Raw genomic sequence first — 26291 nt, 5'->3', positions numbered from 1 at the left:
GTGCTCAAGCCATGTCCAGGGTAATTGCGACGGGACAATGGTCCGACGCCTTCGGCCGGTCCCAGCCGGCGCGCGGAAAGCGCTCCACCGCCTGTCCCGCCGGAAAGATGGTGCGCCAGGGCTGGCCGTTGCGGATGATGTCGGGAACCGCCGTCGCATTCTTCGCCGCCAGCCCTTTCGACAGCAGGATGTAGTCGAGCTGGCACAGATGCCGCTCCTTCGGCCCGCGCGTGTGGTAGAAACTCCAGCGGTCCAACTCCGGCCGCCGCTCGACGACATTCTCGCAAAAGCCGCCGGCGGTGAGCACATCGATACAGGACTGGCTCTCGTCGATCACCTGGAAGCGGTAGCCGTCGATAGCGTCGCCCTCGATCTTCACCCGCTGGCGGTAGTCGTTCATGTCGCCGCAGATCGCCCAGTTTTTATCGGCTGCGTGCTCTTTGCCGAAGCGCTCCTCGATGATGCGGCGCACGGCTTGCGCCTCGGCGATGCGCACCGGCATCGTCGCCTCGCGGCCGTCGAGCCCATTGCGCGGCGAGCCCATCGATTTGAAATGGACGAGGTAAAGCGTCAGCGGCACGCCGCCGACCTTGATGTCGACCTCCAGGCAATCGCGCCGGAAGATGCGTTCATTGGCCAGGTTGCCGAGCGCCTCGAGTTCAGGCGTGTGCAATCCGAACTGCTCGAACGTGACATAGGCATGGCTGGTCATGCGCACGAATTCGATCGGCTGACCTTGCGCTGTCTCGTTGCGCATCATCAGGGCAACGTCGATGCCGCGCGAATCATTGCCGGCGGTGGTGTATTTCTGCCGGTAACCCTCGCCCACCATCTTGAAGAGATAGCCATACTCGAACGCCTTCAGCGCCTCGATGTTGTCAACCTCCTGCATGCAGATGATGTCGGCGCGGGTGGCGGCGATGGCGAGCGCGGTCAACTGGCGCGTATCGTCGGACTGTGCGATGGCGCGCGCCTGCTCCAGCATCCGGTATTCGGCTTCGCTCTGGATGTCGAAAAGCGCCAGCGTGCGGTCTTCGTTGAGCTGGTTGCGGAAGCCCGAGAAATCGAACCTGTTCATCAGGTTTTCGACATTGAAAGTGGCGAGGCGCAGCGACATGGGCTGACCTTTGCCTGCAAGCGCCAATGAAAACAAGGGCTGCTCGTCATGGCTGATGGAACCTTTCTGTTCATCCTCCGTTCAGACGCCAAGGTCCATCAATAGGCCACTTCCCTGGGGTATCCGGGCGTGGGGCCTGTATCACTTGGAGAGTGCAATGAGCTCGCTCTTTTCGTCCACAGTCAAATCCGGGCTGTTAGCGCTCGGTCTTTTCTCGGGTCTCACGGCGCCATCCGCCGCCGGCCCGATCCTGCAGCCAAACCTGGCGGTGCCGACAAGCACCGCATTGTCTGACATCACACCGGTTCGCGACAGCTGGGCGGGCGGCAATGACCGCCGCTCCTTCAACGATTGGCAGTGGCGCCGCCACGACGGCCGTCGCTTTGCCCGGTCAGGCAACTGGAACAACGGCAACTGGAATGGCGGCAACTGGAACGGCGGCGACAACTGGCGCTGGCGCCATCACCGCCACCATCGCGGCCGTGATTTTGACACCGGCGCCGCAGCAGTTCTCGGCCTCGGCCTGGGTCTCGGCCTCGGCAGCATCTACAACAACGGCTACTACAATAACGGCTATTACAATGACGGCTACTACGTGCAGCCGGCGCCCCGCCGCTATTACCGCACGCAGCGTCTGTCCAGCGCCCATGTACAGTGGTGCTACGACCGCTATCGGTCCTACCGGGCCTGGGACAACACGTTCCAGCCCTATGGTGGCCCGCGCCAGCAATGCTGGTCGCCCTACAGCTGAACTATAAACGACAATACACGACGGCGCCGCCCCATCGCGGCGCCGTTTTCATTTGGGAAAGACGGCTGGTCTCGGTCACCGCTAACCATATGTTTATCGGCTCAGCCTATCCGTGATATCGTGCCCCATCTGACGATCGCGCCGATCCGGTCGCGAAGGACGTGCCGTCATGGCCGACAACGAATTGCGAAACAAACACCGGCAGCGCGTGCTGAAAGGCGCGACGATTCTGACCGGCCTCACCAATTCCGAGGTCAAGTGCACGGTGCGCAACATGCATGCCGGCGGCGCCGAGCTGAAAGTGTCTATAGACGCGCGCGTGCCGGACGAGTTCCTGCTCTATGTGCCGGTCGACGGCATCGGCTACAAGGCCATCGTGCGCTGGCGCCGCGACGACCGCATCGGCGTCGAGTTCACCGGCACCGAGCCGAAGCCGCATTGGCACTACGGCTGAGTATCCTGATCGATAAACCGGCATCAAAAGCCGGCGGATCGCTCCGCCGGCTCTTTGCTCCCAATCCCGACGACTGCGGGTTAGTTCTTGGCCTTGTCGACCAGCTTGTTCTTGGAAATCCAGGGCATCATGGCGCGCAGCTTGGCGCCGACTTCCTCGATCTGGTGGCTGTCATTGTTGCGGCGGATGCCCTTGAAGCGCGACATGCCGGCGCGGTATTCCTGCATCCACTCCGAGGTGAATTTTCCGGTCTGGATGTCTTTCAGCACGCGCTTCATCTCGGCCTTGGTCTCGGCGGTAATGATGCGCGGGCCTGAGACATATTCGCCCCATTCGGCGGTGTTCGAGATCGAGTAGTTCATATTGGCGATGCCGCCTTCATAGATCAGGTCGACGATCAGCTTGACCTCGTGCAGGCACTCGAAATAGGCCATTTCGGGTGCGTAGCCGGCTTCAACCAGCGTCTCGAAGCCGGCGCGGATCAGTTCGACCAGGCCGCCGCAGAGCACCACCTGCTCGCCGAACAGATCGGTCTCGCATTCCTCGCGGAAATTGGTCTCGATAATGCCCGAACGGCCGCCGCCGACGCCGCAGGCGTAGGACAGAGCGAGATCGAGCGCGTTGCCGGAAGCATCCTGGTTGACGGCGACCAGGCACGGCACGCCGCCGCCCTTCTGGTATTCGCCGCGCACCGTGTGGCCGGGGCCTTTCGGCGCGATCATGACGACATCGACGGTCGACTTCGGCTCGATGAGGCCGAAATGCACGTTGAGGCCGTGCGCGAAGGCAATCGCGGCGCCGTCACGAATGTTTGGCGCGATTTCGTTTTTGTAGATGTCGGCCTGCAGCTCGTCAGGCGTCGCCATCATCATCAAATCGGCCCATTTGGCAGCGTCCGCCACGCTCATCACCTTGAGCCCGTCAGCCTCGACCTTCTTGGCGGTCGCCGATCCAGCCTTGAGGCCGATGGCGATTTCCTTGGCGCCGGAATCCTTGAGGTTGAGCGCGTGCGCCCGGCCTTGGCTGCCATAGCCGATAATGGCGACCTTCTTGCCCTTGATCAGATTGAGATCGGCGTCGCGATCGTAATAGACACGCATCTTTTGCTTCCTTCCCACAGAGATTAGAGGCCTTGCGGCCCGGTTTTTGCTCCATAAAGAGCGAGAAACTGCTGCGTCGCCCGGGCGGCATCGCCGCCGATCGCCGCTTCAGTCAATTCCAGCCGGTCGCCGAGCAGGAGACGGATCTGCACGTCGCGGGCGACCAGCCCGAAAAAGGTCCGGAACGCCATTTCGGCGTCCGTAAAGTCGAGCAGCCCGGCCTGCTTGCCGGCAAGCAGCACCGGCTTCAACCGTCTGGCCAGCGCGAAACGGCCATTCTCCAGCACGATCGCGCCGAGATCGTCCTTTCCGGATCCGGCATGGCCGACCGCGACGCGGTTCAGCGCGATCGAGGTATCGCTCGAAATCACCTTCAGCCAGTCCGAGGCGAAGCCTTCCAGGCTTGCCGTCAGCGAGGCAAGATCGAGCCGCTCACCGTCGACCGGCACCACGCGCACTTTCGATGCCTGCCACTGCACGGTCGCCGTCAGCAGTCCGTCGCGGTCGCCGAACCATTTGTAGAGCGTTTCCTTCGAGCAGCTGGCGCGGCGCGCCACCGCCGTCATGGTCAGATTGTCGCCCTCCTCGACCAGCAGCCGCAAAGCCGCGTCCAGGACGGCCTTTTGCCGCTCTGTCAGCACTTCGCTGGTATCGATCTCGGCCCTTGCCTGCAACAATTTCCTGCCCATTCGATGAGGTCGCCGGGTCGCCTCAAACGGCGTACCGTACGTTACGGTTCGGCATATTGCGCAATCCTATGCTCGACGCAAGGGGTCAGGTAGAAAAATCGTCGACGTGAGAGCCGCCGAGCAAACCACGAGATTCTGACGGATCAATCATCGGCGGGCGGATGGCGCAGCTCTCCAAGCAGGCTCGCCAGTATCTTCAGCTCCTCCGCGGAGAGTTTTGCGCCGACCAATTCCGCAATCGACCGTCCATAGACAGCCCACATCCGTCGCCGCGTCTGACGGCCCTTGGCCGAGATGCGGATGGTCTGGCCGCGGCCGTCATCGGCAACCCTGAGCTTCTCGACCAGTCCGTCGGCCTCAAGGCGCGCCAGGAGCCGCGAGATGTTGTACTGCGCAAACAGAGTGCGCTCGGTCAGCTGGAATGGCCGCAGCCCGCCCTCGCCCGCCTCGGCGAGTTCATGCAGCACGTCATACCAGTCGAGCGGCGGCAAGCCGCTGGTCTTCAAAGCCTCTTCCGCCTTTTCGATGAGCTGGCGCGAAACCCGCATCAGGCGGGCCCAGGCCTTGACGGCTTCGGGCGAAGGCGTGGTTGTTTTGGTCATGACCCATCCTAGGCAATAGATGCAGTTGCATCAAGCTTGACGATCAATGCACATGCATCTATATGCATGCAGCTGCATCAATCCGGGAAAAATCCATGAAACACGAAATCTGCAAAGTCGCCGACGTCCCGCAGACGGGCAGCCTGATTGCACCGTTCTTCGGCCGCGAGGTCCATGTCTGGCGCAGCGGCGAGCGTGTCCGTGCCGCCGCCAATGTCTGCCTGCATTTCGGCGGGCCGCTCGACTGCAAGGACGGCAAGCTGGTCTGCCAATGGCACGGTGCCGCCTTCGATATGGAAAGCGGCGATAGGCTTGAAGGTCCGGCGCCAAAAGCGTCGCGACTGATGTTCCTGTCGACGCGCGTCGAGGACGGCGCGTTGAACTATGTCTGGGGAGAGTGACATGCCTCAGAAGAATGAAATGCCTGAGAAGAATGAAATGACTGGCAAGCTCACTCTCGTCAGCCATCATCTTTGCCCCTATGTGCAGCGCGCGGCGATCTCGATGGCCGAGAAAGGCGTGCCGTTCGAGCACGTCACCATCGACCTCGCCGACAAGCCGGATTGGTTCAAGGCGATTTCGCCGCTGGGCAAGGTGCCGCTGCTGATCGTCCAGGCAAATGGCGAGGAGACGGTGATCTTCGAATCCGCCGTCATTCTCGAATTCCTCGAGGAGACGCAAGCCAATCCTCTGCATCCGGCCGACGCCTACGCCCGTGCCCGGCATCGCGCCTGGATCGAGTTCGGCTCGGCGACATTGAACACCATCGGCCGGTTCTACTCGGCTTCGACGGAGGCCGCCTTCCTGGCAGAGTCCACGGCACTTTCGGCCATGTTCGATCGTCTGGAGGACGAACTGGCCGACCAGGCCGGACCGTGGTTCAACGGCGAGCGCTTTTGCCTCGTCGATGCCGTCTACGGCCCGGTCTTCCGCTATCTCGACGCCTTTGACCGGATCGGCAATTTCGGCATTCTGGACGGCAAGCCATTGGTCCAGGCCTGGCGCAAGGCGTTGAGCGAACGCGCCTCGATCAAGGGTGCCGTGGCGCCGGACTATCCGCAGCGGCTGCGTCTATTCCTGCGTGCGAGAAATTCGTTTCTCTCGACCCTGATCCCGCCGGATGATCTGGCCAGTGCACCTCCTCTAGCCCGATCCGCCTGAACGGATCGATCAGCGTGCCGGCCACCATCGAGGCAAGCACGCTTGGCACTGGCGGGATTTTGGCGATGGTTGCCACCAGCCTGTCGCGGAAGAAGGGCAGCATCGTGCCGTCCGACTGGTAGAACGGCGTCAGCGCCAGCGACAGCAGCTGGAAGATTCGGACATGCCATCGCCGCGCCCGGGCGTAGCTTTCCAGCGCTGCCTCGACGTTGCCCGTTTGTGCCAAGGCATGGCTGAGTGCTGCCGCGTCGAGCAGCGCCATGTTGGCGCCTTGCCCGAGCTGCGGGCTGGTCGAATGCGCGGCATCGCCGATGACGGCCAGCCTGCGGCCGGCCGGCAGCTTCATCGTGTGGTGGCCGTAGCGCGCCAGCGACAGCTGGTCGAAGCTGTCGATCTGACTGGTGAACGCCTCGCACTGTGGCCACAGCGAGACCAGTCTCGCCTTCCAGGCGTCGAGCCCTGCCGCGCGCACGTTTTCGGCATCCGCCGGCTTCAGGCTCCAGAAGAACGCCGCCATCTTTTCCCCGCCCGGCTCCGGTCGGCCGATCGGCAGGACGCCGATCATCACGCTGGCCTTGTCGTAGCGCTGCAGCAGCGCATTTTCGTCGAAGCCTTGGCGCCAGCCGAGCGAGGCCCAGAACGCGCCGTAAGTGAGCTGCCGCGGCTCGGCCGGATCGTTGAGGCACCGGCGCAGCTTCGAACGCGAGCCGCTGGCGTCGACGACGAGGTCGAACGGCCCTGCCCTGCGGCCCCCCACCGTTCGGCTCTTGTCGAAGATCAGGCTTGCCCGCTCACCGACGTCCAGCGCCTCGATCTCGACACCGGTTTCGATGGCGATGCCTTGGCGCTGCGCGGCGCGGAACAACACGTTGAACAGCGCCGCCCGGTGCACCGCCAGCCCGAAGCGGCCGCCAGGCTGCGCGTCGTAGCGCACGGCGAGCACGGTGCGGCCGGTCGAGGCATCGGCGCCATGCAGACGCTCGATGCGGCTGCCGAGCGCCAGAATGTCGTCGAGCAGGCCGAGATCGGCAACCACGCTCAGCCCGGTCGGCTGCAGGATCAGTCCGGAGCCGACGGGCTTGGGCTCCTCGAAACGTTCGAAGATGGTGACGTTATGGCCCGCACGCTTGAGAAAGAGCGCGGTGGCGAGCCCCGCCGGGCCGGCGCCCGCAATCGCGATGTCTAGAGATTTTTCCATTGCCCGCCCAACCACTGGCGGGACAATCCTTCAGCGCCATTGTCAAATCAAGCCGTTGCTGCATGGACCAAAATATCAGCCACCGGCGTCGAAGGCAGCGCGCGCCTTGCGCACCGCACCATGGTTGAGTTCGGCCCACAGGATCAGTTGATGCAAGGCGCCGAACATCGAACGGCCGAGATCGGTCAGGCTGTATTCGACGCTTGGCGGCTTGGTCGGGAACACTTCGCGATGAACAAAGCCGTCGCGCTGCAGATCGTGGAGCGTCTGGGTGAGCATGCGCTGCGAGATGTCGGGCACCAGGCGCCGCAACTCGCCGAAACGATAGGGCTGCTCTGCGAGCGCCGCCATCAGCAGCGAACTCCATTTGCCGTTCACGCCCTGCATCACGTCGCGAACCGGGCAATCGGCAATGTTTGCGCCATCGCTGGTGGCTTTGAATATATTGAGCTTGGTTCTCAGATTGACGACCTTGCCGTCCATCGCTGGTGGTTCCCTGGCGGTGCCTACCTCCCTAAAAACTGCCTTCTTTACGGTGGCCGGTCAATTCTTATTTTAGTGCTGGTCTCTTTTTGAGACTGTCAAAAGCACCCGCCACCCGGCGCAATTTCAGGATCCCCCATGACCGCAACCCTTCTCGTCACCGGCGCTTCCGGCCAGCTTGGCCGCGGCGTCATCAACCACCTGCTGGACACATTAAAGATCTCCGCAAACCGCATCATCGCCACCACCCGTACACCCGCCAACCTTGCCGATCTGACGGCGCGCGGCGTCGTCGTCAGAGCCGCTGACTTCAACGACCCGCAATCGCTTGCCGAGGCCTTCGCGGGAGCCGACCGGGCACTCGTCATCTCGACCAACGAACTTGAGGTACAGGGGAAGCGGCGCGAGCAGCAGCTTGCGGCGGTGACGGCGGCCAAACAGGCTGGCGTCGGCCACCTGCTGTACACCTCGATGCCCAACCCCGAGCCTGGTTCGCCGGTTGTTTTCGCGCCCGACCACTACGACACCGAACAGGCGATCAAGGCGACCGGCATCCCCTACACGATATTCCGCAACGGCTGGTATAACGAGAACCTGTTCATGGCGTTGCCGCAGGCTCTGGCATCGGGTCAGTGGTACACCTCCGCCGGCGACGGCGCCATTTCCTACGGCACGCGTGACGATTTCGCGGCGGCGATCGCAGCGGGGCTCGCCTCGGACAGCAGCGAAAGCGCGACTTACACGCTGACCGGCCCCAGTGCGTATACTGCTGCCGAAGTGGCGGCGTTGGTCACCGAAGTCACCAGCAAGCCGATCCAGGTCATCCAGCTTTCCGACGAAGCCCTGACCGAGGGAATGAAGTCGGCCGGCCTGCCTGAACCCTTCGCCAAGGTGCTGGTGTCGTTCGACGCTGCCGCACGCGCAGGTGACCTCGGCATGGTGACAGACGCGGTCGAAAAACTCTCCGGCCGAAAGTCGGTGCCGCTGAAGCAGTTTCTGGAGACGAACAAGGCTGCACTGGCCGGCTGAAAGCTGCCGTTGCGGGACGCCGAGCCCTTAAGGTTCGGCCTCCCGCACAATTACTTACGTCGCTTGACCAGTCCCAGCCGGATCACGCTTTCGCCCGTGGCAATCAAAGCATCTTCGCGCGAGCGTGGCGCCCAGCCGAGCACGCGCACCGCCTTGGCGTTGGTGGCGTTCTTGATCTTGCCCAGTTCCGTTGCGAGTTGTGCCGCTTCCGGATTGAACAGCCCGATGATGCGCACCAGCCAATCGGGAAACTCCCGCGTCGAGACGCGCGACGCCGCCGGCCCGAGCCGCGTCTTCAGGGTCTGCGCGATCTCGCGCACCGTCATGAAATCGCCGGCGACAGCCAGGAACCGTTCGCCCTTGGCGGCGGGGTGGGTCATGGCGCGAACATGCAGATCCGCCACGTCGCGCGCATCGACGACGCCGAAGGACAGGCGCGGCAGCCCAGGCACGGCGCCGTTCAGCATGCGCTGGACAAATTCGGTCGAGGTCGAATGGTCCGCGCCGAGCACCGGTCCAAAGATGCCAACGGGATTGACGACCGCAAGCTCCAGCGCGCCGCCCTGCTCGGCGATGAAATCCCAGGCCGCGCGCTCGGCGAGCGTCTTGGACTTCACATAGGCGCTGACCTTGCCTGCCGGATCGGTCCAGTTTTCCTCGTTGAAAGGCTGCCCATCCGCGCGCATCTTGCCATAGCCGACGGCCGCGAAGGATGAGGTGAGCACGAGGCGCCTGACGCCGGCATCCCGCGCCGCCCGCAGCACGCGCAACGCGCCCTCGCGCGCCGGATGGATCAGGTCATCCTCATGCGTGGGCACGCCGGTGGGAAAAGGCGATGCGACATGCAGCACGTAATCGCAGCCGGCCACCGCCGCCGGCCAGCCTGCGTCGGCCATCAGATCGGCATGGGCGAATGAAAGGGCGTCACCGGGCTCCGTGCCACCTGCCTTGAGCATGGCGAGCACATCGGCTTCGCGCCTGGCCGATCGCACGGAGGTGCGGACGCGGTAGCCGGCCTTCAACAGTTCGAGGATGCAGTGAGCGCCGAGGAAGCCGGACCCGCCGGTGACCAGCACCAATTCGCCGCTCATATTAGCCTCCTCGACGATTTATCCCTTCGAGACCCTTTAGATCGCCACCTGCGTGCCGATCTCGACCACACGTCCGGTCGGGATCTGGAAGTACTCCGTCGCGTCGGCCGCCGAGCGGGCGAGCCCGATGAACAGCTTGTCCTGCCACACCGGCATGCCGGAATTGGGCGATGCCTTGAGCGAGCGCCGCGACAGGAAGAACGACGTCGTCATGATGTCGAACTTCCAGCCCTGCTTGCGGCAGATCGCCAGCGCGCGCGGAATGTTGGGCTGCTCCATATAGCCGAAGGTCAGCGTCACCCGCATGAACAACTCGTTGACTGTCTCCATCTTGACCCGCTCGCTGTCGGGCACCAGCGGCTGCGGTGCGGTGACCACCGACAGAATGACGTTCTGCTCGTGCAGCACCTTGTAGTGCTTCAGGCTGTGCATCAGCGCTGTCGGCGCGCTTTGCGGATCGCTGGTCAGGAACACGGCGGTGCCGGACACCAGCTGCGGCTTCTTCTTCAACAGATTGCCGGCGAGGAAATCGAGCGGGATTTCGTTGCGCCGGGTCTTGTCGAACAGATAGCGGCTGCCGCGTATCCAGGTGGTCATGATCAGCCCCATGAGGCAGGCAACGGATATTGACACCCATCCGCCTTCCACGATCTTGACGACATTCGCCAGGAAGAAACCCATGTCGATGGTGCCGAACAGCAGCGCCAATGCCAGGGCGAGCCCAAGCTGCCATTTCCACAAATTGCGCATGACAACGAACAGCAGAATGGTTGTCATCAGCATCTCGCCGGTTACCGAAATTCCGTAAGCGGAAGCCAGCGAACTCGAGCTGCCGAAGCCGACAACCAGCAACATCACTCCCAGGGCGATGAGCAGGTTGACGCGCGGCATATAAATCTGGCCGCTCTGCATTTCGGACGTGTGCTGCACCTCGATGCGGGGCAGCAGGTTGAGTTGCACTGCCTGACGTGCCAGCGAAAAAGCACCCGAGATCACCGCCTGACTGGCGATCACGGTGGCGGCCGTTGCTAAGCCGACCATTGGCATCAGCGCCCAATCCGGCAACATCTCGAAGAATGGATTGGTCGGCCTGCCGCCATTCGCCAAAACAAAGGCGCCTTGGCCGAAGTAGTTGAGCAGCAGGCAAGGAAACACCACGGAAAACCACGCGAGTACGATCGGCTTGCGCCCGAAATGTCCAAGGTCGACATAAAGCGCCTCGGCCCCCGTTACCGCCAGGAACACTGCACCAACGGTCACGAAAGCGGCGGTCGGCGTGCCGGCTAAGTAGGCGATCGCATAATACGGGTTGATCGCCAACAGCACCGAAGGATCATCCATCAGGTGGTAGAGCCCGGAAACGCCGATGGCCAGGAACCATAGCGCCGTCACCGGCCCGAATACTGCCGCCACCTTCCCCGTGCCGAAGCGCTGCACGGAGAACAGAAATGCCAGGATGACCAAGGTGATCGGAACGACATAGGCCTCCAGCGTCGGTGTCACCACTTCCAGGCCCTCAACTGCCGACAGCACGGAAATGGCCGGAGTTATGATAGCGTCTCCGAAAAAAAGCGACGCCCCGCAAAGTCCGATGCCGAGGATAAGCTTGGCGCCTTTTGGATAGGCGCTGCGCGCCAGCGCCATCAGGGACAGCGTGCCGCCCTCTCCCTTGTTGTCGGCGCGAAGCACGAAAGCGACGTATTTTATGGTGACGATAATCGTCAGCGCCCAGACGATCAGCGACAGCACGCCCAGGACATCTATACGCGTGTCGGTACCAGGCGAAGCGTGAAGCGCCTCGCGGAAGGCATAGATCGGGCTGGTGCCGATATCGCCATAGACGACGCCAAGCGCGCCCAGCATCAGAACTTTGGTGCTGTGCTGTTCAGTGTGGGAGTGGTTCGGTTGTTCGACGGGTTCAGCCTCGCTACCGATGCTGGAAAGAGCCATCGACTACTCCCCGATCACCGCGCGGTGCGCCTTGCTTGCTATCATGCGATATCACCTTCGACACGAGCCTTCCACCGCTACCAACCGCAAGCCTTCAGAAACCGCCCCACCGTGCCGGCCATGCCATACTCCAACGCATCGGCTGTCAACCCGTGTCCGATAGACACTTCGGCCAATGCCGGAATGCGCTTTGCCAATGCCGGAAGGTTGTTCACCACCAGATCGTGCCCGGCATTGACCTGGAGCCCGGCGGCGAGTGCGGCATCCGCGGTTTTTCCCAATCTTTCCAGCTCCTTCCGCGCCTTGGCGGAATCGGAATGGTAGCTGCCGTAGGGCCCGGTATAGAGCTCGATGCGGTCGGCGCCGGTGTCGCGCGCGGCATTGACGCCGGTGGGATCCGGATCGGAAAACAACGACACGCGGAAGCCCCCTTTTTTCAGACGCTTGACGATCGGGTTAAGGAACGCCGCCTCGGCGGCAAAGTTCCAGCCATGGTCTGATGTCGCCTGCGCCGGATCGTCGGGCACCAGCGTCACCTGCTCCGGCTGGTGCCTTTCCACAAGCGCCAGAAAATCCTCGGTCGGGTAGCCCTCGATGTTGAATTCCGCCTTGGGAAACTCGTCGTCGATAAGCGCCCGGATCTCGGGCAGGTCGGAATGCCTGGTGTGGCGCTCGTCGGGCCGCGGATGAACCGTCAGCCCGTGCGCGCCGGCCGCCAACGCCAGGCGGCCGAGCCCGGTGACGCTGGGCCACGGCAGGTTGCGGCGGTTGCGCAGCATGGCGATGGCGTTGAGATTGACCGAGAGTTTCGCGGGCATGGCGTGAGGTCCGGCTGTTTGTGCAGCGCATCTATACTGCCTTTGATGGGAACAGACAGGGGCTTTCGGGTGTTCCAGTGATGACATCTGCTCGCAAGGGGGAACCCAGCCAATGAATTTTCTCCAATCCGTGCCCGCGATCCGCCGCCTCGAAACCGACCGTGAGGACCTTTTCGCCATCGACGTCGTCGGCCATGTATCGGCCGCCGACGGCGAAAATCTGTTCGGATTGCTGGAGGCTGCCTACGCGCTGCACCCGAGGATCGACGTCTTGGTGCGGCTGGTCGACCATGAGGGCGTCGACTGGATCGATATGGACGACGAGACGCTGAAACAAGGTACGGTTCATGCGCTAGAGCATATCGCCCGGTGCGCGACGATCGGTGAGCCCGACTGGATAGCGGATGCGCGGAACTTCCTTCCGGCTTCGCCACCCATCGAGTTCAGGCACTTCGCGGCCGAGGATGAAGCGGATGCCTGGCAATGGCTGGGTGCGACGCCACTCAGCCCTGCTGCGCCGGCTGCTACCTGACGCCGGCTATCTAACGCCAGCTATCCAACGCCAGTTATCTAACAATCGTCAGCCGCTCTGCCGCCCGCGTGATGGCGGTATAAAGCCAGCGCTGGCGGGTTTCCTTGAACGCCCAGCTCTCGTCGAACAGCACGACGTCGTTCCACTGCGAACCCTGCGCCTTGTGCACGGTCAGCGCGTAGCCATAGTCGAAATCGTCAAAGCGCTTCTTCTGCTGCCAGGGGATATCGGCGTCCGGATCCTCGAAAGCCGACTTGAGCAGCTTGATCTTGGCGACGCCGCGGTCGGGATCGTCCTCCTCGGGCGAGACCAGAAGGTTGATGCCCGGCTTCACCGTCTCGCGCGACGAGGTCATCACCTTCCACAGCGAACCGTTGAGCAGGCCCTTGGCGGGGTCGTTGCGCAGGCAGACCAGCTTGTCTCCGGCCTGCGGATAATCGGCATTGAAACCCTTCAGCTCGCGCAGGCGCTGATTGTAGCGGCGGCGTGTTCGGTTGGTGCCGACCAACACCTGGTCCGCCTTCAGCACCAACTCCTGGGTGACGTCCTCCTTGCCGATGACCTGCGCGCTGCCGTAGTCGCCGCGCATGAACTCGCGGCCCTCGCGCACGTCGAGCGCCAGCTGGATGATCGGATTGTCGCGCGCCTGGCGATGGATTTCGGTCAAGAGCACATCCGGCTCATGCTCGGTGAAAAAGCCGCCGCCCGAGATCGGCGGCAGCTGCGCCGGATCGCCAAGCACCAGGATCGGCGTGCCAAAACTCAGAAGGTCGCGGCCAAGCTGCTCGTCGACCATCGAGCATTCGTCGATGACCACCAGCTTCGCCCGTGAAATAGGGCTTTGCCGGTTGAGCGAGAAGGTCGGCGACATCGAGGTCTTGCCGGTCACCTCGTCCGACACCGATTCCTCGCCCTTCGGCCGGTAGATCAGCGAATGGATGGTGCGGGCATTGACCGCGCCCTTGGAACGCAGCACCTGCGCCGCCTTGCCGGTGAAGGCGGCAAACTGCACCTGCCCGTCGACATGCTCGGCAAAATAGCGCGCCAGCGTGGTCTTGCCGGTGCCGGCATAGCCGAACAGCCGGAAGACCTGCGGCCGGCCCTCTTTCAGCCAGCGCGCCACCGCCTTCAACGCCTCATCCTGTTGGGGAGAGAATTCCATCAGCGCGAGAGACCGGATTCGCAAGGGAAAGACAAGGCCGCCACCATCAATGCCGAGGGCGCAGCCTATCAGGCTCGAACCGGAACGTAAAGGGAACAAGCATTGAGAACGGAGGGCAATCGCTTCAGATAATGACAAACCGCCAGCGCTGCCCCTCATTGCCCTGCCGGGCATTTCTCCCCGTATACTGACCGGGAGAAAAAGGCTGGCCGCAGCCTCGGCGCCATCATGAGATGCTTAAGATTGGCGAAACCATCGACGCGAGCGACCCCTCTCCCCGTCGCTATACAGCGAGAGGATGCCGGCAGGCAGGTGAGGGGCGGCGCAAACATCGCGAGGACTTCATCCCTCACCAATCCCCGGATCGTTCTCCAACAAAATCGGCTTGCCGTGCGGGGTTGCATGCGCGGCGCGTTCCCAGGCGGCGGCGAGCGTGTCGACGTCACTTTTTCCCGCGACGCCCTTGGCCGCCAGCAGCGTCTCCAGCGCCGCCAGCCAATGCTCGTAGTAGTCGTGGCCGTCGCTTGCGGCGCCCGGCTTCTTCACTTGCGCCGACAGCGCATCGGCCCATTCGCTCCACGAAAACAGGCCCTTGTCATGCAGCGCCACCGTCATGGCGAAGGCTTCGGCCTGCCAGGGTTCGGCGAATACCGGTTCGTCCAGACCCGCCGGCAATGCACCTTCAGGCCGGCTCAAGATAGCTCTCCCAGGCATCGATCGAGACGGTCAGCGTCGAGTCGGCGCCCTCGCCCCAGATTTCCGAGCCATCGAAGACCACGGTATAGACCCATTGCGGGTTTTCACCGTTGCCATGCGCGTTGCTGTCGGGGAACACAAAACCGTCACGCACGGCCTCGATAACTCCGTGCTTGCCGCGCGCATAACGCGGTAGCCTTGTGTGGCCGGTGGGATTGAAATTCTTTGTCCGCACCGGATCGCCGGCCTTGAAGCGCGGCGCCGTCTCAACCGGCCGGTCGCAGGGACTGCCCTTGGCCAGTACCGCCGGCACGTTTTCGGCCTTCAACACCCTTTTGGGCGTCGCCGCCGGATCGACCGCCCGACCCTCCGTCAGATCGCGCTCGCTGACGAAGCCATGGCGCTTCAGCAGCACCTCGAGCGCTTTGATCCAGATCTGGTAGTAGCTCGACGAATAATACACGGCCGGATGCAGCGATTCCCTGGCGTGTCGGCTCTCGTCGATGTTCCACGCGCCCATGGCGCCGGCAGTCAGCGTGACGCCGAGCGCCCGCCTCTCCCAATCCGCATGAAAATACGGTTCGTCCTTTTCGGGCGCGACCGGCCCGAAACCCATCTGCCCACCGAGATCCTGCGGCCCGTTCATGCCGGTACCTTCTTTGTCCCGGGTTCTTTGGCCACCGCCGTGCCGATCATCGCATCGCGGCTGACCAGTTCGGCGAGTTGGTCCTCACTCCAGCCTTCGGTACCGTCAGGCCGCATCGGCACCACGAGATAGCGCAGTTCGGCAGTCGAATCCCAGACGCGGATGTTTTTCTCCGCCGGCAAGGTCAGCCCGAACTCCTCCAGCACGCCGCGCGGATCGATCACGGCGCGCGAGCGATAGGGCGGCGCCTTGTACCAGACCGGCGGCAGGCCGAGCACCGACCACGGATAGCAGGAGCACAGCGTGCAGACGACGAGGTTGTGCGTCTCGTCCGTGTTGAACACCGCCTGCATGTGCTCGCCCTGGCGGCCGGTGTAGCCCAGCGAGGTGATCGCCGCAGTCGCGTCGCGCTTCAGCCACTCGGCAAAGGCCGGATCGCTCCAGGCTTTCGCCACCGCCCTGGCGCCGTTGCGCGGCCCGATCTTGGTCTCATAGGTGTCGACGATGACGTCGATCGCCGCCGGATCGATCAGGCCTTTTTCGGTGAGGATGGTCTCCAGCGCGCGCACGCGCGCCGCAAACGGGTCAAGTTCGTTGTCGTGGTCATGATCATGGGACATGACCGCAGATTAGGATCGGCGGCACGCGGCCGCAAGCATGACAGCTTGGGCCACGGGCTATCGCCTATTCGGCGGCGGCCTTCTGGGGTTCGATGAGCCGGTCCTCGGGGCCGAACAGCGACGCCTGCTCGCCGGTCGCGACGGCATGCAGCGCCGGCTTGTTCTTCTTCGAGGAGAAAAAGCCCATCAACCAGCCGGAGAAATTCTCGAAATAGACATAGATCACCGGGGTGACGAACAGCGTCAGCGCCTGCGACGCCAGGAGGCCGCCGACGACCGCGACACCGAGCGGTTGGCGCAGCTCAGCACTGGCGCCGGTGCCGAGCGCGATCGGGAACGTGCCCATCAGCGCCGCCAACGTCGTCATCATGATCGGCCTGAAACGCATCAGGCACGCCTTGTGTATGGACTCCTTGGCCGACATGCCTTCTCGTCGCAGCTCCAGCGCGACGTCGACCATCATGATGCCGTTCTTCTTGACGATGCCGATCAGCATCAGGATGCCGATCACCGCGATCACCGACAGGTCCATGCCGGCAAAGCGCAGCGCGACCACCGCGCCCAGCACCGCCGAAGGCAGGCCGGTCAGGATGGTGAGCGGATGAATGAAGCTCTCATAGAGGATGCCGAGCACGATATAGATGGTCAGAATGGCGCCGCCGATCAGCAGGCCCTGATTGGCGAGCGAATCCTGGAAGGTCTTGGCGGTGCCGGCAAAGCTGGTCGAAATCGCCGGCGGCATGCCGATCTGCTCCTTCAGCGCGGCGATGCGGGCCGTGCTGTCGCCCAGCGCCACGCCTTGCGGCAGGTTGTAGGAGATGGTCACCGCGGGCAGCTGGCCGAGCTGGTTGACCGTCAGCGCGCCGGCGGTGCGGTCGACGCGGGCAAAGGCGCCGAGCGGCACCAGGCTGCCGCTTGCCGTCCTGACCTGGATGGCCAGCATGCGCTCGGGCGACCATTCGATGTTGGGATCGAGCTCCATGATGACTTCGTAGCTGTCGGCCGAGCCAAAGATCGTCGAGACCTGCTCCGTGCCGAAGCCGCCATAGAGACTGGAGCGCAGCGTGTCGGTGTCGATGCCGAGCGACGCCGCCTTGTCGCGATCGACCACCAGCGTCGCCTGCAATGAATTGTTCTGCAGATCGCTGGTGACGTCGGTGAAATTCGCATGATCGGCCGCCATCGCATCGTTGAGCTTTTGCGCCCATGTGTCGGTCAGGCCGGTATCGAGGCCCTGAACGACGAGCTGGTAGGCGCTGGCGGAAGAACGCGCGCCAAGCCGCAGGTTCTGCACCGGCTGCATATAGGCATCGATCCCCGGCACAGTGGCCAGTTGCCGCCGCAGATCCGACAGCACCTTGTCGATGTCGGGGCGCTGGCTCTTGTCCTTCAGCTGCACATAGAGCTGGCCCTGGTTCAGCGCATTGTTGCCGCCGCCGGCTGACCAGGCGACATGCGAGACATAGGGCGAATGCGAGAAGACACTTGCCGCCTGGTTCTGCAGCTTGACCATGGCGTCGTAGGAGATGTCCTGCCTGGCGATCGTCGTAACCGAGATCTGGCCGATATCCTCTTGCGGGAAAAAGCCTTTCGGCGAGACCTCGATCAGCCAGACCGACCCTGCCGCCGTGCCGGCGAAGACGAGGAACACCAGAAAAGTGTGGCGCAGGCAGAAGGTCAAAAGCCGGTCATAGCCGCGGGTGACGATATCCTGCTTGTGGCCGGGGGCATGCTTGTCGCGATCGGCCTTGGTCACCGACAGCAAGCGCGAACACAGCATTGGCGTCAGTGTCAGCGACACGAACATCGAAGCCAGGATGGCGACCGTCACCACGACGGCGAATTCGTTGAAGATGCGGCCGATGACGCCGCCCATTAGAAGCACGGGGATGAACACCGCCACCAGCGAGATCGAGATCGAGATGATGGTGAAGCCGATTTCGCGCGCGCCCTTCAGCGAGGCATCGAAGGCCGAGAGACCGTCCTCCTCCATGTGGCGAAAGATGTTTTCCAGCATGACGATGGCGTCGTCGACGACGAGGCCGACTGCGAGCGTCAGGCCCATCAGCGAGATGTTGTCGATGGAGAAGCCGAACAGGAACATGGCGCCGAGCGTCGCGATCAACGAGATCGGCACCGCCACGGCCGGAATGATGGTTGCAGTCACCCGGCGCAGGAAGACGAAGATCACCATCACCACCAAAGCGATGGTCAGAAGCAGCGTGAACTGGACGTCGTCGACGGCCTGGCGGATCGAGGTCGAACGGTCGTTGAGCAGCTTGATGTCGGCGGCGGCCGGCATTTGGTCCTTGAACGACGGCAGCATCGCCTTGACCTTGTCGACGACGTCGACCGTGTTGGCGTCGGGCTGGCGCTGCACCGCCAGGATGATGGCGCGCGTGCCGTCATACCAGCTTGCAGTCGTCGTGGTCTCGACCGAGTCGATGACGCGCGTCACCTCGCCCAGCCGCACCGGATGGCCGTTCTTGGTGGCGATGATGAGGTTGGAGAACCCGGCGGCATCGGTGAGCTGCGTATTGGCCGTGATGGTCAGCTGCTGCTTGTCGTTCTGCAAGACGCCGAGCGGCGTGTTGGAGTTGGCCGACGCGATTGCCGTCTGCAGCTGGTCGATCGAAATGCCGCGCGCCGCCAGCGCCGTCGGGTCGATCTGCACGCGCACCGCATATTTCTGCTGGCCGAAGATCGACACCTGCGCCACGCCGTCGATGGTCGACAGCGAGGGCGAGATGACGTTTTCGGCGAAGGCGTCGAGGTCGGTGAGCGGAACCGTGTCGCTGACCAGCGACATCAAAAGGATCGGCGCGTCGGCCGGATTGACCTTGCGATAACTCGGCGGCGACGTCATCTCCGGCGGCAACTGCCGCTGCGTGCGCGCGATCGCCGCCTGCACGTCGGCGGCCGCCGCGTCGATATCCCGGTTGAGCACGAACTGGATGGCGATCGACGTGCGTCCCAGCGAATTGCTGGTTGAGATCGAATCGATGCCGGCAATGGTGGCGAACTGCTTGATCAGCGGCGTCGCCACCGAAGTGGCCATGGTTTCGGGTGACGCGCCGGCCAGGTTGGCCGAGACGTTGACGACCGGGAATTCGGCGCTCGGCAATGCCGCCACCGGCAGGAACTTGTAGGCAAACAGCCCGCCCAGCACGAGGGCGAACGACATCAGCAGCGTGGCGACAGGCCTGCGTATGCAGAATTCGGAAATCATTGGGCGGCCCCACCGGCCTTAGCCGCTTCGGCGACCTTGGGCGCGGCCTGACCGCCGGCAGTTGCCTTGCCTTCATGCACGGCGGCGCCGTCCTTCAGCCTGGTCTGGCCCTCGACGACAACCTTCTCGCCTGGGTTGACTCCCTCGCTGATGGCGCTGTTTTCGCCTTCGGTCAGCGCCACCTGCACAGGCCGCATCTCGACCGTGTTGTCGGGCTTGACGACATAGACGAACGGCCCCTTCTGGCTGGGCTGCACGGCAACGGTCGGGATGGATGTCATCTGCGGCATGATGCCGGCGTCGAGCACGACATTCACATACTGGCCGGGCCACAGTGAAAGATCGGCGTTGGGAATGCTCGCCCGTGTCGCGATGGTGCCGGACGCGGTGTCGACGCTGGAATCGACGAAGTCGAGCGTGCCGTTGCCGATCGGCGTCGGATCGCCATCCTTGGTCAGCGTCACCGCGCCTTGCTGCGGGTTGGCCAGCGCCTTGTGCAGCAGCGCCAGGTTGCTCTCCGGCAGGTTGAAGTTGACTTGCAGCGGATCCATCTCGGTGATCGTCACCAGCGGCGTGGCCGTGCTCGAGTTGCCGTTGCTCAAGGTAACCAGGTCACCGACCGAAACGTTGACCGCGCCCAGCCGGCCGGCAATCGGCGCCTTGATGCTGGCAAAGCCGAGCTGGACATTGTCGGCGTCGATCGTCGCCTTGTCGGCATCGACCGTCGCCGCCGCAGCCTTTTGCGCCGCCACCGCCTGGTCGTAAGTCTGCTGCGTGCCGGCCTGCTTGGCGACGAGATCCTTGGCGCGCTGAAGGTCGGAGCCCGAACTGGTTAGCAGGGCCTGGTCCTTGGCCAGCGTCGCCTGATCCTTGGCAAGCTGCGCCTTGAGCGCCCGGTCGTCGAGCGAGAACAAAAGGTCGCCCGCCTTCACCATCTGGCCGTCCTTGACGTCGATCGATACGATCTGGCTGGACACGCGGGCGTTGATGTTGACCACGGCCGGCGAAGACACGAAGCCGATGGCGTAACGGCGGATTGGAAAATCGGCCATTGTCGCGGTGGCCGAGACGATCGAGGCCGAACGGGCGGCATTACCGCCGGCGTCGGATTTGCCCCCAGCCTTGTCGGCCGAAGCCTTGTCCGATCCAGCCGGCTTGTCCGCCGCTGCCGTCTGCCTGGCGCCCGGCAGCATCTGCTGCAGACTGCTCATCGCCGCCGGCGAAAAATAGACCCACGCCGCGGCGACACAGCCCGCTACCACCACCACCGTCAGAACGACTTTACCGCGCATCGACTAAAAGCCCTATGATCCGACACGCCGAACCCGGTGGTCTCATTCTACGCAATCACGGCGCCTTGCCGCGATCTCGCCGAAGTAGATAGGACGCACATTTGTCGGAAAAGGGCCTAAACACGGCATTACGAAGATTTAATGTGCACTGCACAACGACTATGCAGCCGGCTCAGCAGTCGGAAAACCAGCCAGGATGCAGTTGAGATTTCAGGCCGGATGCGTCTATTTCAGCATCGGCCAGAGCGTCGCCGCCAAGAGCACGCCCATGGCGATGTTGAACCATTTCAGCCGCACCGGATCCGACAGGAATCCGCGCAGCACTGTGCCGAAGCCGGCCCACACCGAGACGCTTGGCAGGTTGACGGCGGTGAAGGCGATCGCGATCAGCGCCACCGACAGGAACGCGTGGCCCGGATTGGAGTAGACGGCCATGGCGGTGATCGCCATCACCCAGGCTTTCGCATTGACCCACTGGAATGCGGCTGCCTCGATGAACCGCATCGGCCGTGCCTCCGTCTCACCCTTGCTGGACAGCGAGCGCGACATGGCTATCTTCCAGGCGAGATAGAGCAGGTAGGCGCCGCCGGCGATCTTCAATCCGGCGTGCAAGGCCGGAAACGCCGTCAGCACCGCGCCCAGGCCGAAGCCGACGGCAAGCAACAGCACCAGGAAACCCATGCTGATGCCCAGCATATGCGGAATGGTTCTGACGAGGCCGAAATTCACGCCCGACGCCAAGAGCATGAGGTTGTTCGGCCCCGGCGTGATCGAGGTCACGAAGGCGTAGACCAAAAGGGCAAGGAAAGCGTCGAGGGTCATGACGGCTCACAAAGGTCAGCAATGCTGACTTAAATCGACAGAGCGCTGGACGCAACCTCGTTCCATTGGTCCAAAGCGCTCCGCCGCGCGCATGAAGGCCTACATCCCTTGCGGGCCGCGATTCATCGCCGCCACGCCGGTGCGGCAGATCTCGACCAGGCCGAGCGGCTTCATGATGGCGATGAACTGGTCGAGCTTCGAACCCTTGCCGGTAATCTCGAAGATGAAGTGCTCGGTGTTGGCGTCGATGACCGACGCGCGAAAAGCATCCGCCAGACGCAGCGCCTCGACGCGGGCTTCGCCAGTGCCGGCGACCTTGACCAGCGCCAGCTCGCGCTCCAGCGGCCGCTCCTGGCCGAACTCGTGCGAGCGCACGGTGAGATCGACGACGCGGTGCACCGGCACGATGCGCTCGAGCTGGTGCTTGATCTGCTCCAGCACATGCGGCGTGCCGCGCGTTACGATGGTGATGCGCGACAGGTGCTTCTCGTGTTCGGTCTCGGAGACGGTGAGGCTCTCGATGTTATAACCGCGGCCGGAAAACAGGCCGATGACCCGGGCAAGCACGCCGGGCTCATTGTCGACCAGAACGGAGAGCGTGTGGTTCTCCGGCTTTTCCGTTTCCTTGGCGATGAAATAGGCGGAGCCGGTCGGTTGAAGCTGTGCGTTCATGACATGAATCTCGATTTCAGACTTTGAGCTAATTCTCTGTTTGCGCACGGCTTCTCGCGACAGCCCTGCCCCGGCTTGGACCTAGACCAGTTCCCTGCCCTTGGCGTCGATGGCGTTGGCCACGGCTTCGTCGGTCGCCTCGTCGGGCAGGAGCATTTCATTATGCGCCTTGCCCGACGGGATCATCGGGAAGCAGTTGGCGAGCGTCGCCACCCGGCAATCGAACAGCACCGGCTTCTTCACCGCGATCATCTCCTTGATCGCATCGTCCAGCTCGTCCGGTTTCTCGCAGCGAATGCCGTGGCCGCCATAGGCCTCGGCCAGCTTGACGAAATCGGGCATCGCCTCGGTGTAGGAATGCGACAGACGGTTGCCGTGCAGCAGTTGCTGCCACTGGCGCACCATGCCCATATACTGGTTGTTGAGGATGAAGATCTTGATCGGCGCATTGTGCTGCACCGCCGCGCTCATCTCCTGCATCGTCATCTGCACCGAGGCATCGCCTGCGATGTCGATGACCAGCGCATCCGGGTGCGCGATCTGCACGCCGAGCGCCGCCGGCAGGCCGTAGCCCATCGTGCCCAAACCGCCCGACGTCATCCAGCGGTTCGGCTTCTCGAAATGATAGTGCTGCGCCGCCCACATCTGGTGCTGGCCGACCTCGGTGGTGATGTAGGTGTCCATGTCCTTGGTGAGTTCGTAGAGCCGCTGGATGGCATATTGCGGCATGATCACATCGTGGTTCATCTTGAAGGCGAGCGAGTCACGCGCGCGCCATTTGGCTATCTGCTCCCACCAGGGATGGAGCGCCTTCTTGTCGGCCTTGGCGCTCGCCCGCCACAGCCGCACCATATCCTCCAGCACCCGGCCGACATCGCCGATGATGGGCACTTCCGTGTGCACGTTCTTGTTGATCGACGATGGATCGATGTCGATGTGGATCTTCTTCGAGTTGGGCGAGAAGGCGGTCAGCCGTCCGGTGATGCGGTCGTCGAAGCGCGCGCCGATGCAGATCATCACGTCGCAATCATGCATCGCCATATTGGCTTCATAAGTGCCGTGCATGCCCAGCATGCCCATCCAGTTCTTGCCCGATGCCGGATAGGCGCCGAGGCCCATCAGCGTCGAGGTGATCGGGAAGCCGGTGAGGTCGACCAGTTCGCGCAGCAGATGGCTGGCCTCCGAACCGGAGTTGATGACGCCGCCGCCCGAATAAATGATCGGCTTCTTGGCGCTGGCCATCAGTTCGACGGCGGCCTTGATCTTTTCCAGGTCGCCCTGGACCTTCGGCTGATAGCTGGTGCGCGGCGCCGCCTGCGGCGGCACATAGATGCCTTTGGCGAACTGCACATCCTTCGGAATGTCGACCACCACCGGGCCGGGGCGGCCGGTCGTCGCGACATGGAAGGCCTCATGGATGGTGGCGGCCAATTCGTTGACGTCCTTCACCAGCCAGTTGTGCTTGGTGCAGGGGCGCGTGATGCCGACCGTGTCGCATTCCTGGAACGCGTCGGAGCCGATCAGCGAAGTCGGCACCTGCCCGGTCAGGCAGACCAGCGGGATCGAATCCATCAGCGCATCCTGCAGCGGCGTCACCGCATTGGTGGCGCCCGGGCCGGAGGTCACCAGCATGACGCCGGCCTTGCCGGTCGAGCGGGCATAGCCTTCGGCCGCATGCCCTGCGCCTTGCTCGTGGCGGACGAGGATATGCTCGACCTCGTCCTGCTGGAAGATTTCGTCATAGATCGGAAGCACCGCGCCGCCGGGATAACCGAAGACATGCTTGACGCCATTGTCCTTCAGCGCCTGCACCACCATTTCGGCGCCAGTCATTTCCCTGTTTGGCATTTCGCGCCGTTCGTTCTGTCCGTTGCTCATCGGTCTGGTCCCGTACTTCTAGCCATGAGGCGATTGCTGGTCGTTTAGTCGTGTTTCGGGCAATAAAAAAGGCCCCCGATGGGAGCCTGTGTGTTGCGCATGGGAGGTTTTCGCCCGGCGGTTACACCGCCTTGCCCACGCGCTTTCCTACGAGAATGAGTGCCTTTTTCATCGTGGCGGACACTACGAGGGTGAAAGGCAAGGTGTCAACGGGAAAAACGCGCGATGCGAAAGACAAAGCAAGTGGCCCGCCGCCTCTGGTCGGCGGGCCACCGCGGCGCATACGATACCCCTCAATCGCACCGCGCCGGGAACAAGAGCCACTGCCGTGTCACGTCAGGATCAGCACGATCTTGTACGTATCCGGGTCGACGATGACGATGCGCCCGTCGGCCAGCACGAAGTACTCATAGGATTCGTAGGCCGGGACGATCTTGACAATGCGCGCCGGCAGACGGTGCAGGCGCACTTTGTGCCGCGGCACCTCGATGCCGACCGAAATGTCGAAGTCGACGTTCTTCACCGGCTCAACCCTGGTCTCGTGGATGATCTGCGTGACCTGCGTCTTCTGCTCGACGGTCACGTTGTTGATCGAGGCCGTATTGCCCTGGTCGGTCTGGACGTTTGTGTTGCCCTGAGCGTTCTGCTCGGTGGTGGTCCCGGCCTTGCCCTGGGCCTGCTGGTCCGTGCTGGTGCCGGTCTGGCCCTGAGCGTTCTGCTCGGTGCTGGTCCCGGCTTTGCCCTGAGCCTGCTTCTCGGTGCTGGTGCCGGTCTGGCCCTGAGCGTTCTGCTCGGTGCTGGTCCCGGCCTTGCCTTGGGCCTGTTCATCCGTCTTGAGCTTGGCCTTGCCCTGAGCCTGCTTCTCGGTGCTGGTGCCGGTCTGGCCCTGAGCATTCTGCTCGGTGCTGGTCCCGGCCTTGCCCTGGGCCTGTTCATCCGTCTTGAGCTTGGCCTTGCCCTGAGCCTGCTGATCGGTCGTGGCGCCGGCCTGACCCTGAGCATTCTGCTCGGTACTGGTCCCGGCCTTGCCCTGTGCCTGTTCATCCGTCTTGAGCTTGGCTTTGCCCTGAGCCTGCTGATCGGTCGTGGCGCCAGCCTGGCCCTGTGCATTCTGATCGGTCTGTGACTTCATCTTGCCTTGCGCCTGTTCGCCGGCCTTGCCGCCCTTCTGGCAATCGGCCGCGCCGGCGGCGCAGTTGTCGCCGCCGCTCGGCTGCACGGCCTGGGTCTGGGCGATCGCGGCGCCGCACCCGACGCCAAGCGCAATCATGCTCGTGATCAACACATGTTTCATCTGCTTTCTCCTTAAAGAGTCGGTCCCTCAGCCTAGCCAACTCTGCCAAAAATACTTTGTTCCACATTTTGTGAATAAAATCGGGCTTCTAAGAAGACCAATGAATGTAGGCAGTAATTTTGCAACAATCACCTACAAATTGCATCAAACAATCAATGCAACGTAACATCTGCTGAGCTTGTGATCCCACACCAGCCTCACAAGCTTAGAAGTACTCCCGTCGTCATGACCAGGATGGCTACCCCGAAAACAGGCAAGAGCAACCATCGTGCCTGATGGACGCTGTTGTCCATTAACGCCTCCCACAAGTGCTGATCTCAACGATGCCGAGAACCCTGTGTTCCGCCCTGAGGAGGCTCTAGGACCTCTACAGCCTGGCACCAGACTTTGGTCCCTCCCCCTATCGTCCATTGGCCCGATGACGCCCGGACCGAAGCCCCACACGGGAACGCAGCCGCGAAAAGCCCGTTCGCCTTGCGGTGTGCATCAACCTCACCAACACCACCGTATCGGAATCGAGCTCGCGCAAGATGCATGAGCGTTGCTCGCATGAAGGAGAGAATCATGACGACCATGTACCAGTCGACCGCAATTGCCGGATTCTTGCTGCTCGCGAGCGCGGGCGTAGTTGCTGCTCAAGACGTCATCATCGCGCCGGAGCAGGAAACGGTTGTGCGCGAATACGTGAAAAAGCAGCCCCTTGCGTCGGTGAAGATTCCAGGTGTCGAATTGAACGTGGGGACCGCCATTCCCGACACGGTGGAACTGCATGAAGTGCCGAGCGTCAAGTATCGCTACGTTGTGGTCGACGGGCGAACCGTGCTGGTCGACCCCGGCACGCGGAAGATCGTCAAGATCATACAGTAACGCTGATCCCACCGCCGTTCCCCGCCGGTGGCGGTGGGATCATGCCCTGAAATTGCGGTTTCCCCGGCAATTCAACCTAGCGCTTGCTCGCACCATCGACCGTTCTAGTTGTAGGATGGCTTAGGATTTTGGCACGGC

Annotated in this window: 25 protein-coding genes and 1 pseudogene; 7 read left to right on the top strand and 19 right to left on the bottom strand. The window is 62.9% G+C overall.

Annotated features, from left to right (window positions below; all coding sequences use genetic code 11):
- Positions 1–4: 4 nt before the first annotated feature.
- The gene (locus NKI35_RS20865; protein ID WP_352741369.1) at positions 5–1117 is read right to left on the bottom strand and encodes an endonuclease/exonuclease/phosphatase family protein; all 1113 of its coding nucleotides are present in this window, start codon (positions 1115–1117) and stop codon (positions 5–7) included.
- 157 nt (positions 1118–1274) lie between these two features.
- Between NKI35_RS20865 and NKI35_RS20860 the strand changes: the two genes are divergently transcribed.
- Both NKI35_RS20860 and NKI35_RS20855 read left to right on the top strand, forming a co-directional pair.
- Positions 1275–1868 (top strand): BA14K family protein, encoded by a 594-nt coding sequence (locus tag NKI35_RS20860; protein ID WP_352460273.1) that lies wholly within the window; start codon positions 1275–1277, stop codon positions 1866–1868.
- 169 nt (positions 1869–2037) lie between these two features.
- A complete protein-coding gene (locus tag NKI35_RS20855; RefSeq protein ID WP_023685169.1) occupies positions 2038–2322 on the top strand; it encodes a PilZ domain-containing protein in 285 nt (94 codons plus the stop codon).
- 80 nt (positions 2323–2402) lie between these two features.
- On the opposite strand, the gene ilvC is transcribed toward NKI35_RS20855, so the two are convergent.
- From ilvC to NKI35_RS20840, 3 genes are all read right to left on the bottom strand, one after another.
- A complete protein-coding gene (gene ilvC / locus NKI35_RS20850) occupies positions 2403–3422 on the bottom strand; it encodes a ketol-acid reductoisomerase (protein ID WP_013531065.1) in 1020 nt (339 codons plus the stop codon).
- A 23-nt stretch (positions 3423–3445) separates the two neighbouring features.
- Positions 3446–4111 (bottom strand): TetR/AcrR family transcriptional regulator, encoded by a 666-nt coding sequence (locus tag NKI35_RS20845; RefSeq protein WP_245271367.1) that lies wholly within the window; start codon positions 4109–4111, stop codon positions 3446–3448.
- A gap of 143 nt (positions 4112–4254) precedes the next feature.
- On the bottom strand, positions 4255–4713 hold the full coding sequence (locus tag NKI35_RS20840; RefSeq protein WP_023731255.1) for a MarR family winged helix-turn-helix transcriptional regulator: 459 nt from the start codon (positions 4711–4713) through the stop codon (positions 4255–4257).
- Positions 4714–4808: 95 nt separating this feature from the next.
- Here NKI35_RS20840 and NKI35_RS20835 point away from each other — a divergent pair, with 95 nt between their 5' ends.
- Together NKI35_RS20835 and NKI35_RS20830 are read left to right on the top strand one after the other, a co-directional pair.
- Positions 4809–5114: a Rieske (2Fe-2S) protein gene (locus NKI35_RS20835; protein ID WP_023668375.1), complete on the top strand. Its 306-nt coding sequence runs from the start codon at positions 4809–4811 to the stop codon at positions 5112–5114.
- A 1-nt stretch (position 5115) separates the two neighbouring features.
- Positions 5116–5850: pseudogene (locus tag NKI35_RS20830) on the top strand (glutathione S-transferase family protein); the annotation flags it as partial.
- On the opposite strand, the gene NKI35_RS20825 reads toward NKI35_RS20830, so the two are convergent.
- Positions 5744–7072, bottom strand: a complete 1329-nt coding sequence (locus tag NKI35_RS20825; RefSeq protein ID WP_502897159.1) for an FAD-dependent oxidoreductase — start codon at positions 7070–7072, stop codon at positions 5744–5746. The pseudogene NKI35_RS20830 and the gene NKI35_RS20825 overlap by 107 nt on opposite strands.
- Positions 7073–7147: 75 nt before the next feature.
- Positions 7148–7555, bottom strand: a complete 408-nt coding sequence (locus tag NKI35_RS20820) for a winged helix-turn-helix transcriptional regulator (protein WP_023690335.1) — start codon at positions 7553–7555, stop codon at positions 7148–7150.
- A 138-nt stretch (positions 7556–7693) separates the two neighbouring features.
- Between NKI35_RS20820 and NKI35_RS20815 the strand changes: the two genes are divergently transcribed.
- A complete protein-coding gene (locus NKI35_RS20815) occupies positions 7694–8584 on the top strand; it encodes an SDR family oxidoreductase (protein WP_352741367.1) in 891 nt (296 codons plus the stop codon).
- Positions 8585–8634: 50 nt separating this feature from the next.
- Here NKI35_RS20815 and NKI35_RS20810 read toward each other — a convergent pair whose 3' ends face one another.
- From NKI35_RS20810 to NKI35_RS20800, 3 genes are all read right to left on the bottom strand, one after another.
- A complete protein-coding gene (locus NKI35_RS20810; protein ID WP_352741366.1) occupies positions 8635–9675 on the bottom strand; it encodes an SDR family oxidoreductase in 1041 nt (346 codons plus the stop codon).
- A 36-nt stretch (positions 9676–9711) separates the two neighbouring features.
- A complete protein-coding gene (locus NKI35_RS20805) occupies positions 9712–11625 on the bottom strand; it encodes a potassium transporter Kup (RefSeq protein ID WP_023823130.1) in 1914 nt (637 codons plus the stop codon).
- 77 nt (positions 11626–11702) lie between these two features.
- Positions 11703–12443 carry a pyridoxine 5'-phosphate synthase gene (locus NKI35_RS20800; protein ID WP_023668363.1) on the bottom strand — a complete coding sequence of 247 codons (741 nt, stop codon included), beginning with the start codon at positions 12441–12443 and terminating at the stop codon, positions 11703–11705.
- A gap of 112 nt (positions 12444–12555) precedes the next feature.
- Here NKI35_RS20800 and NKI35_RS20795 point away from each other — a divergent pair, with 112 nt between their 5' ends.
- Positions 12556–12975, top strand: a complete 420-nt coding sequence (locus tag NKI35_RS20795) for a SpoIIAA family protein (protein WP_023682069.1) — start codon at positions 12556–12558, stop codon at positions 12973–12975.
- A gap of 34 nt (positions 12976–13009) precedes the next feature.
- Here the strand turns inward: NKI35_RS20795 and NKI35_RS20790 are convergent, their stop codons facing one another.
- The 10 genes from NKI35_RS20790 to NKI35_RS20745 all read right to left on the bottom strand — a co-directional run bounded on the left by NKI35_RS20790 (position 13010) and on the right by NKI35_RS20745 (position 25286).
- On the bottom strand, positions 13010–14137 hold the full coding sequence (locus NKI35_RS20790) for an ATP-dependent DNA helicase (RefSeq protein WP_023682070.1): 1128 nt from the start codon (positions 14135–14137) through the stop codon (positions 13010–13012).
- Between the two features lie 342 nt (positions 14138–14479).
- Positions 14480–14833 carry a nitrile hydratase accessory protein gene (locus tag NKI35_RS20785; protein WP_023682071.1) on the bottom strand — a complete coding sequence of 118 codons (354 nt, stop codon included), beginning with the start codon at positions 14831–14833 and terminating at the stop codon, positions 14480–14482.
- Positions 14820–15479, bottom strand: coding sequence for a nitrile hydratase subunit beta (gene nthB / locus NKI35_RS20780; protein ID WP_023682072.1), 660 nt, complete (start codon positions 15477–15479; stop codon positions 14820–14822). The genes NKI35_RS20785 and nthB overlap by 14 nt, the downstream gene beginning before the upstream one ends.
- Entirely contained in the window at positions 15476–16099 is a 624-nt protein-coding gene (nthA, locus tag NKI35_RS20775; protein ID WP_023690920.1) for a nitrile hydratase subunit alpha, read from the bottom strand. Before nthA ends, nthB begins: the two co-directional genes overlap by 4 nt.
- Positions 16100–16163: 64 nt before the next feature.
- Positions 16164–19328 carry an efflux RND transporter permease subunit gene (locus NKI35_RS20770; protein ID WP_352741365.1) on the bottom strand — a complete coding sequence of 1055 codons (3165 nt, stop codon included), beginning with the start codon at positions 19326–19328 and terminating at the stop codon, positions 16164–16166.
- Positions 19325–20620: an efflux RND transporter periplasmic adaptor subunit gene (locus NKI35_RS20765; protein ID WP_352741364.1), complete on the bottom strand. Its 1296-nt coding sequence runs from the start codon at positions 20618–20620 to the stop codon at positions 19325–19327. The genes NKI35_RS20770 and NKI35_RS20765 overlap by 4 nt, the downstream gene beginning before the upstream one ends.
- Before the next feature lie 225 nt (positions 20621–20845).
- Entirely contained in the window at positions 20846–21442 is a 597-nt protein-coding gene (locus tag NKI35_RS20760; RefSeq protein WP_352741363.1) for a LysE family translocator, read from the bottom strand.
- Positions 21443–21541: 99 nt separating this feature from the next.
- Complete coding sequence (gene ilvN / locus NKI35_RS20755) at positions 21542–22114, bottom strand: acetolactate synthase small subunit (RefSeq protein WP_023668352.1); 573 nt, start codon at positions 22112–22114, stop codon at positions 21542–21544.
- Between the two features lie 81 nt (positions 22115–22195).
- On the bottom strand, positions 22196–23992 hold the full coding sequence (locus tag NKI35_RS20750) for an acetolactate synthase 3 large subunit (protein WP_023817979.1): 1797 nt from the start codon (positions 23990–23992) through the stop codon (positions 22196–22198).
- A 331-nt stretch (positions 23993–24323) separates the two neighbouring features.
- Positions 24324–25286, bottom strand: coding sequence for a DUF1236 domain-containing protein (locus tag NKI35_RS20745; RefSeq protein WP_023668350.1), 963 nt, complete (start codon positions 25284–25286; stop codon positions 24324–24326).
- A gap of 564 nt (positions 25287–25850) precedes the next feature.
- Between NKI35_RS20745 and NKI35_RS20740 the strand changes: the two genes are divergently transcribed.
- Entirely contained in the window at positions 25851–26153 is a 303-nt protein-coding gene (locus NKI35_RS20740) for a DUF1236 domain-containing protein (protein ID WP_023731684.1), read from the top strand.
- The last annotated feature ends 138 nt before the right edge of the window (positions 26154–26291 follow it).

Origin of the sequence: Mesorhizobium sp. M0676 (assembly GCF_040320535.1) — a bacterium.
Taxonomy (GTDB): Bacteria; Pseudomonadota; Alphaproteobacteria; order Rhizobiales; family Rhizobiaceae; genus Mesorhizobium.
This window is presented reverse-complemented; position numbering and strand designations above follow the sequence as displayed.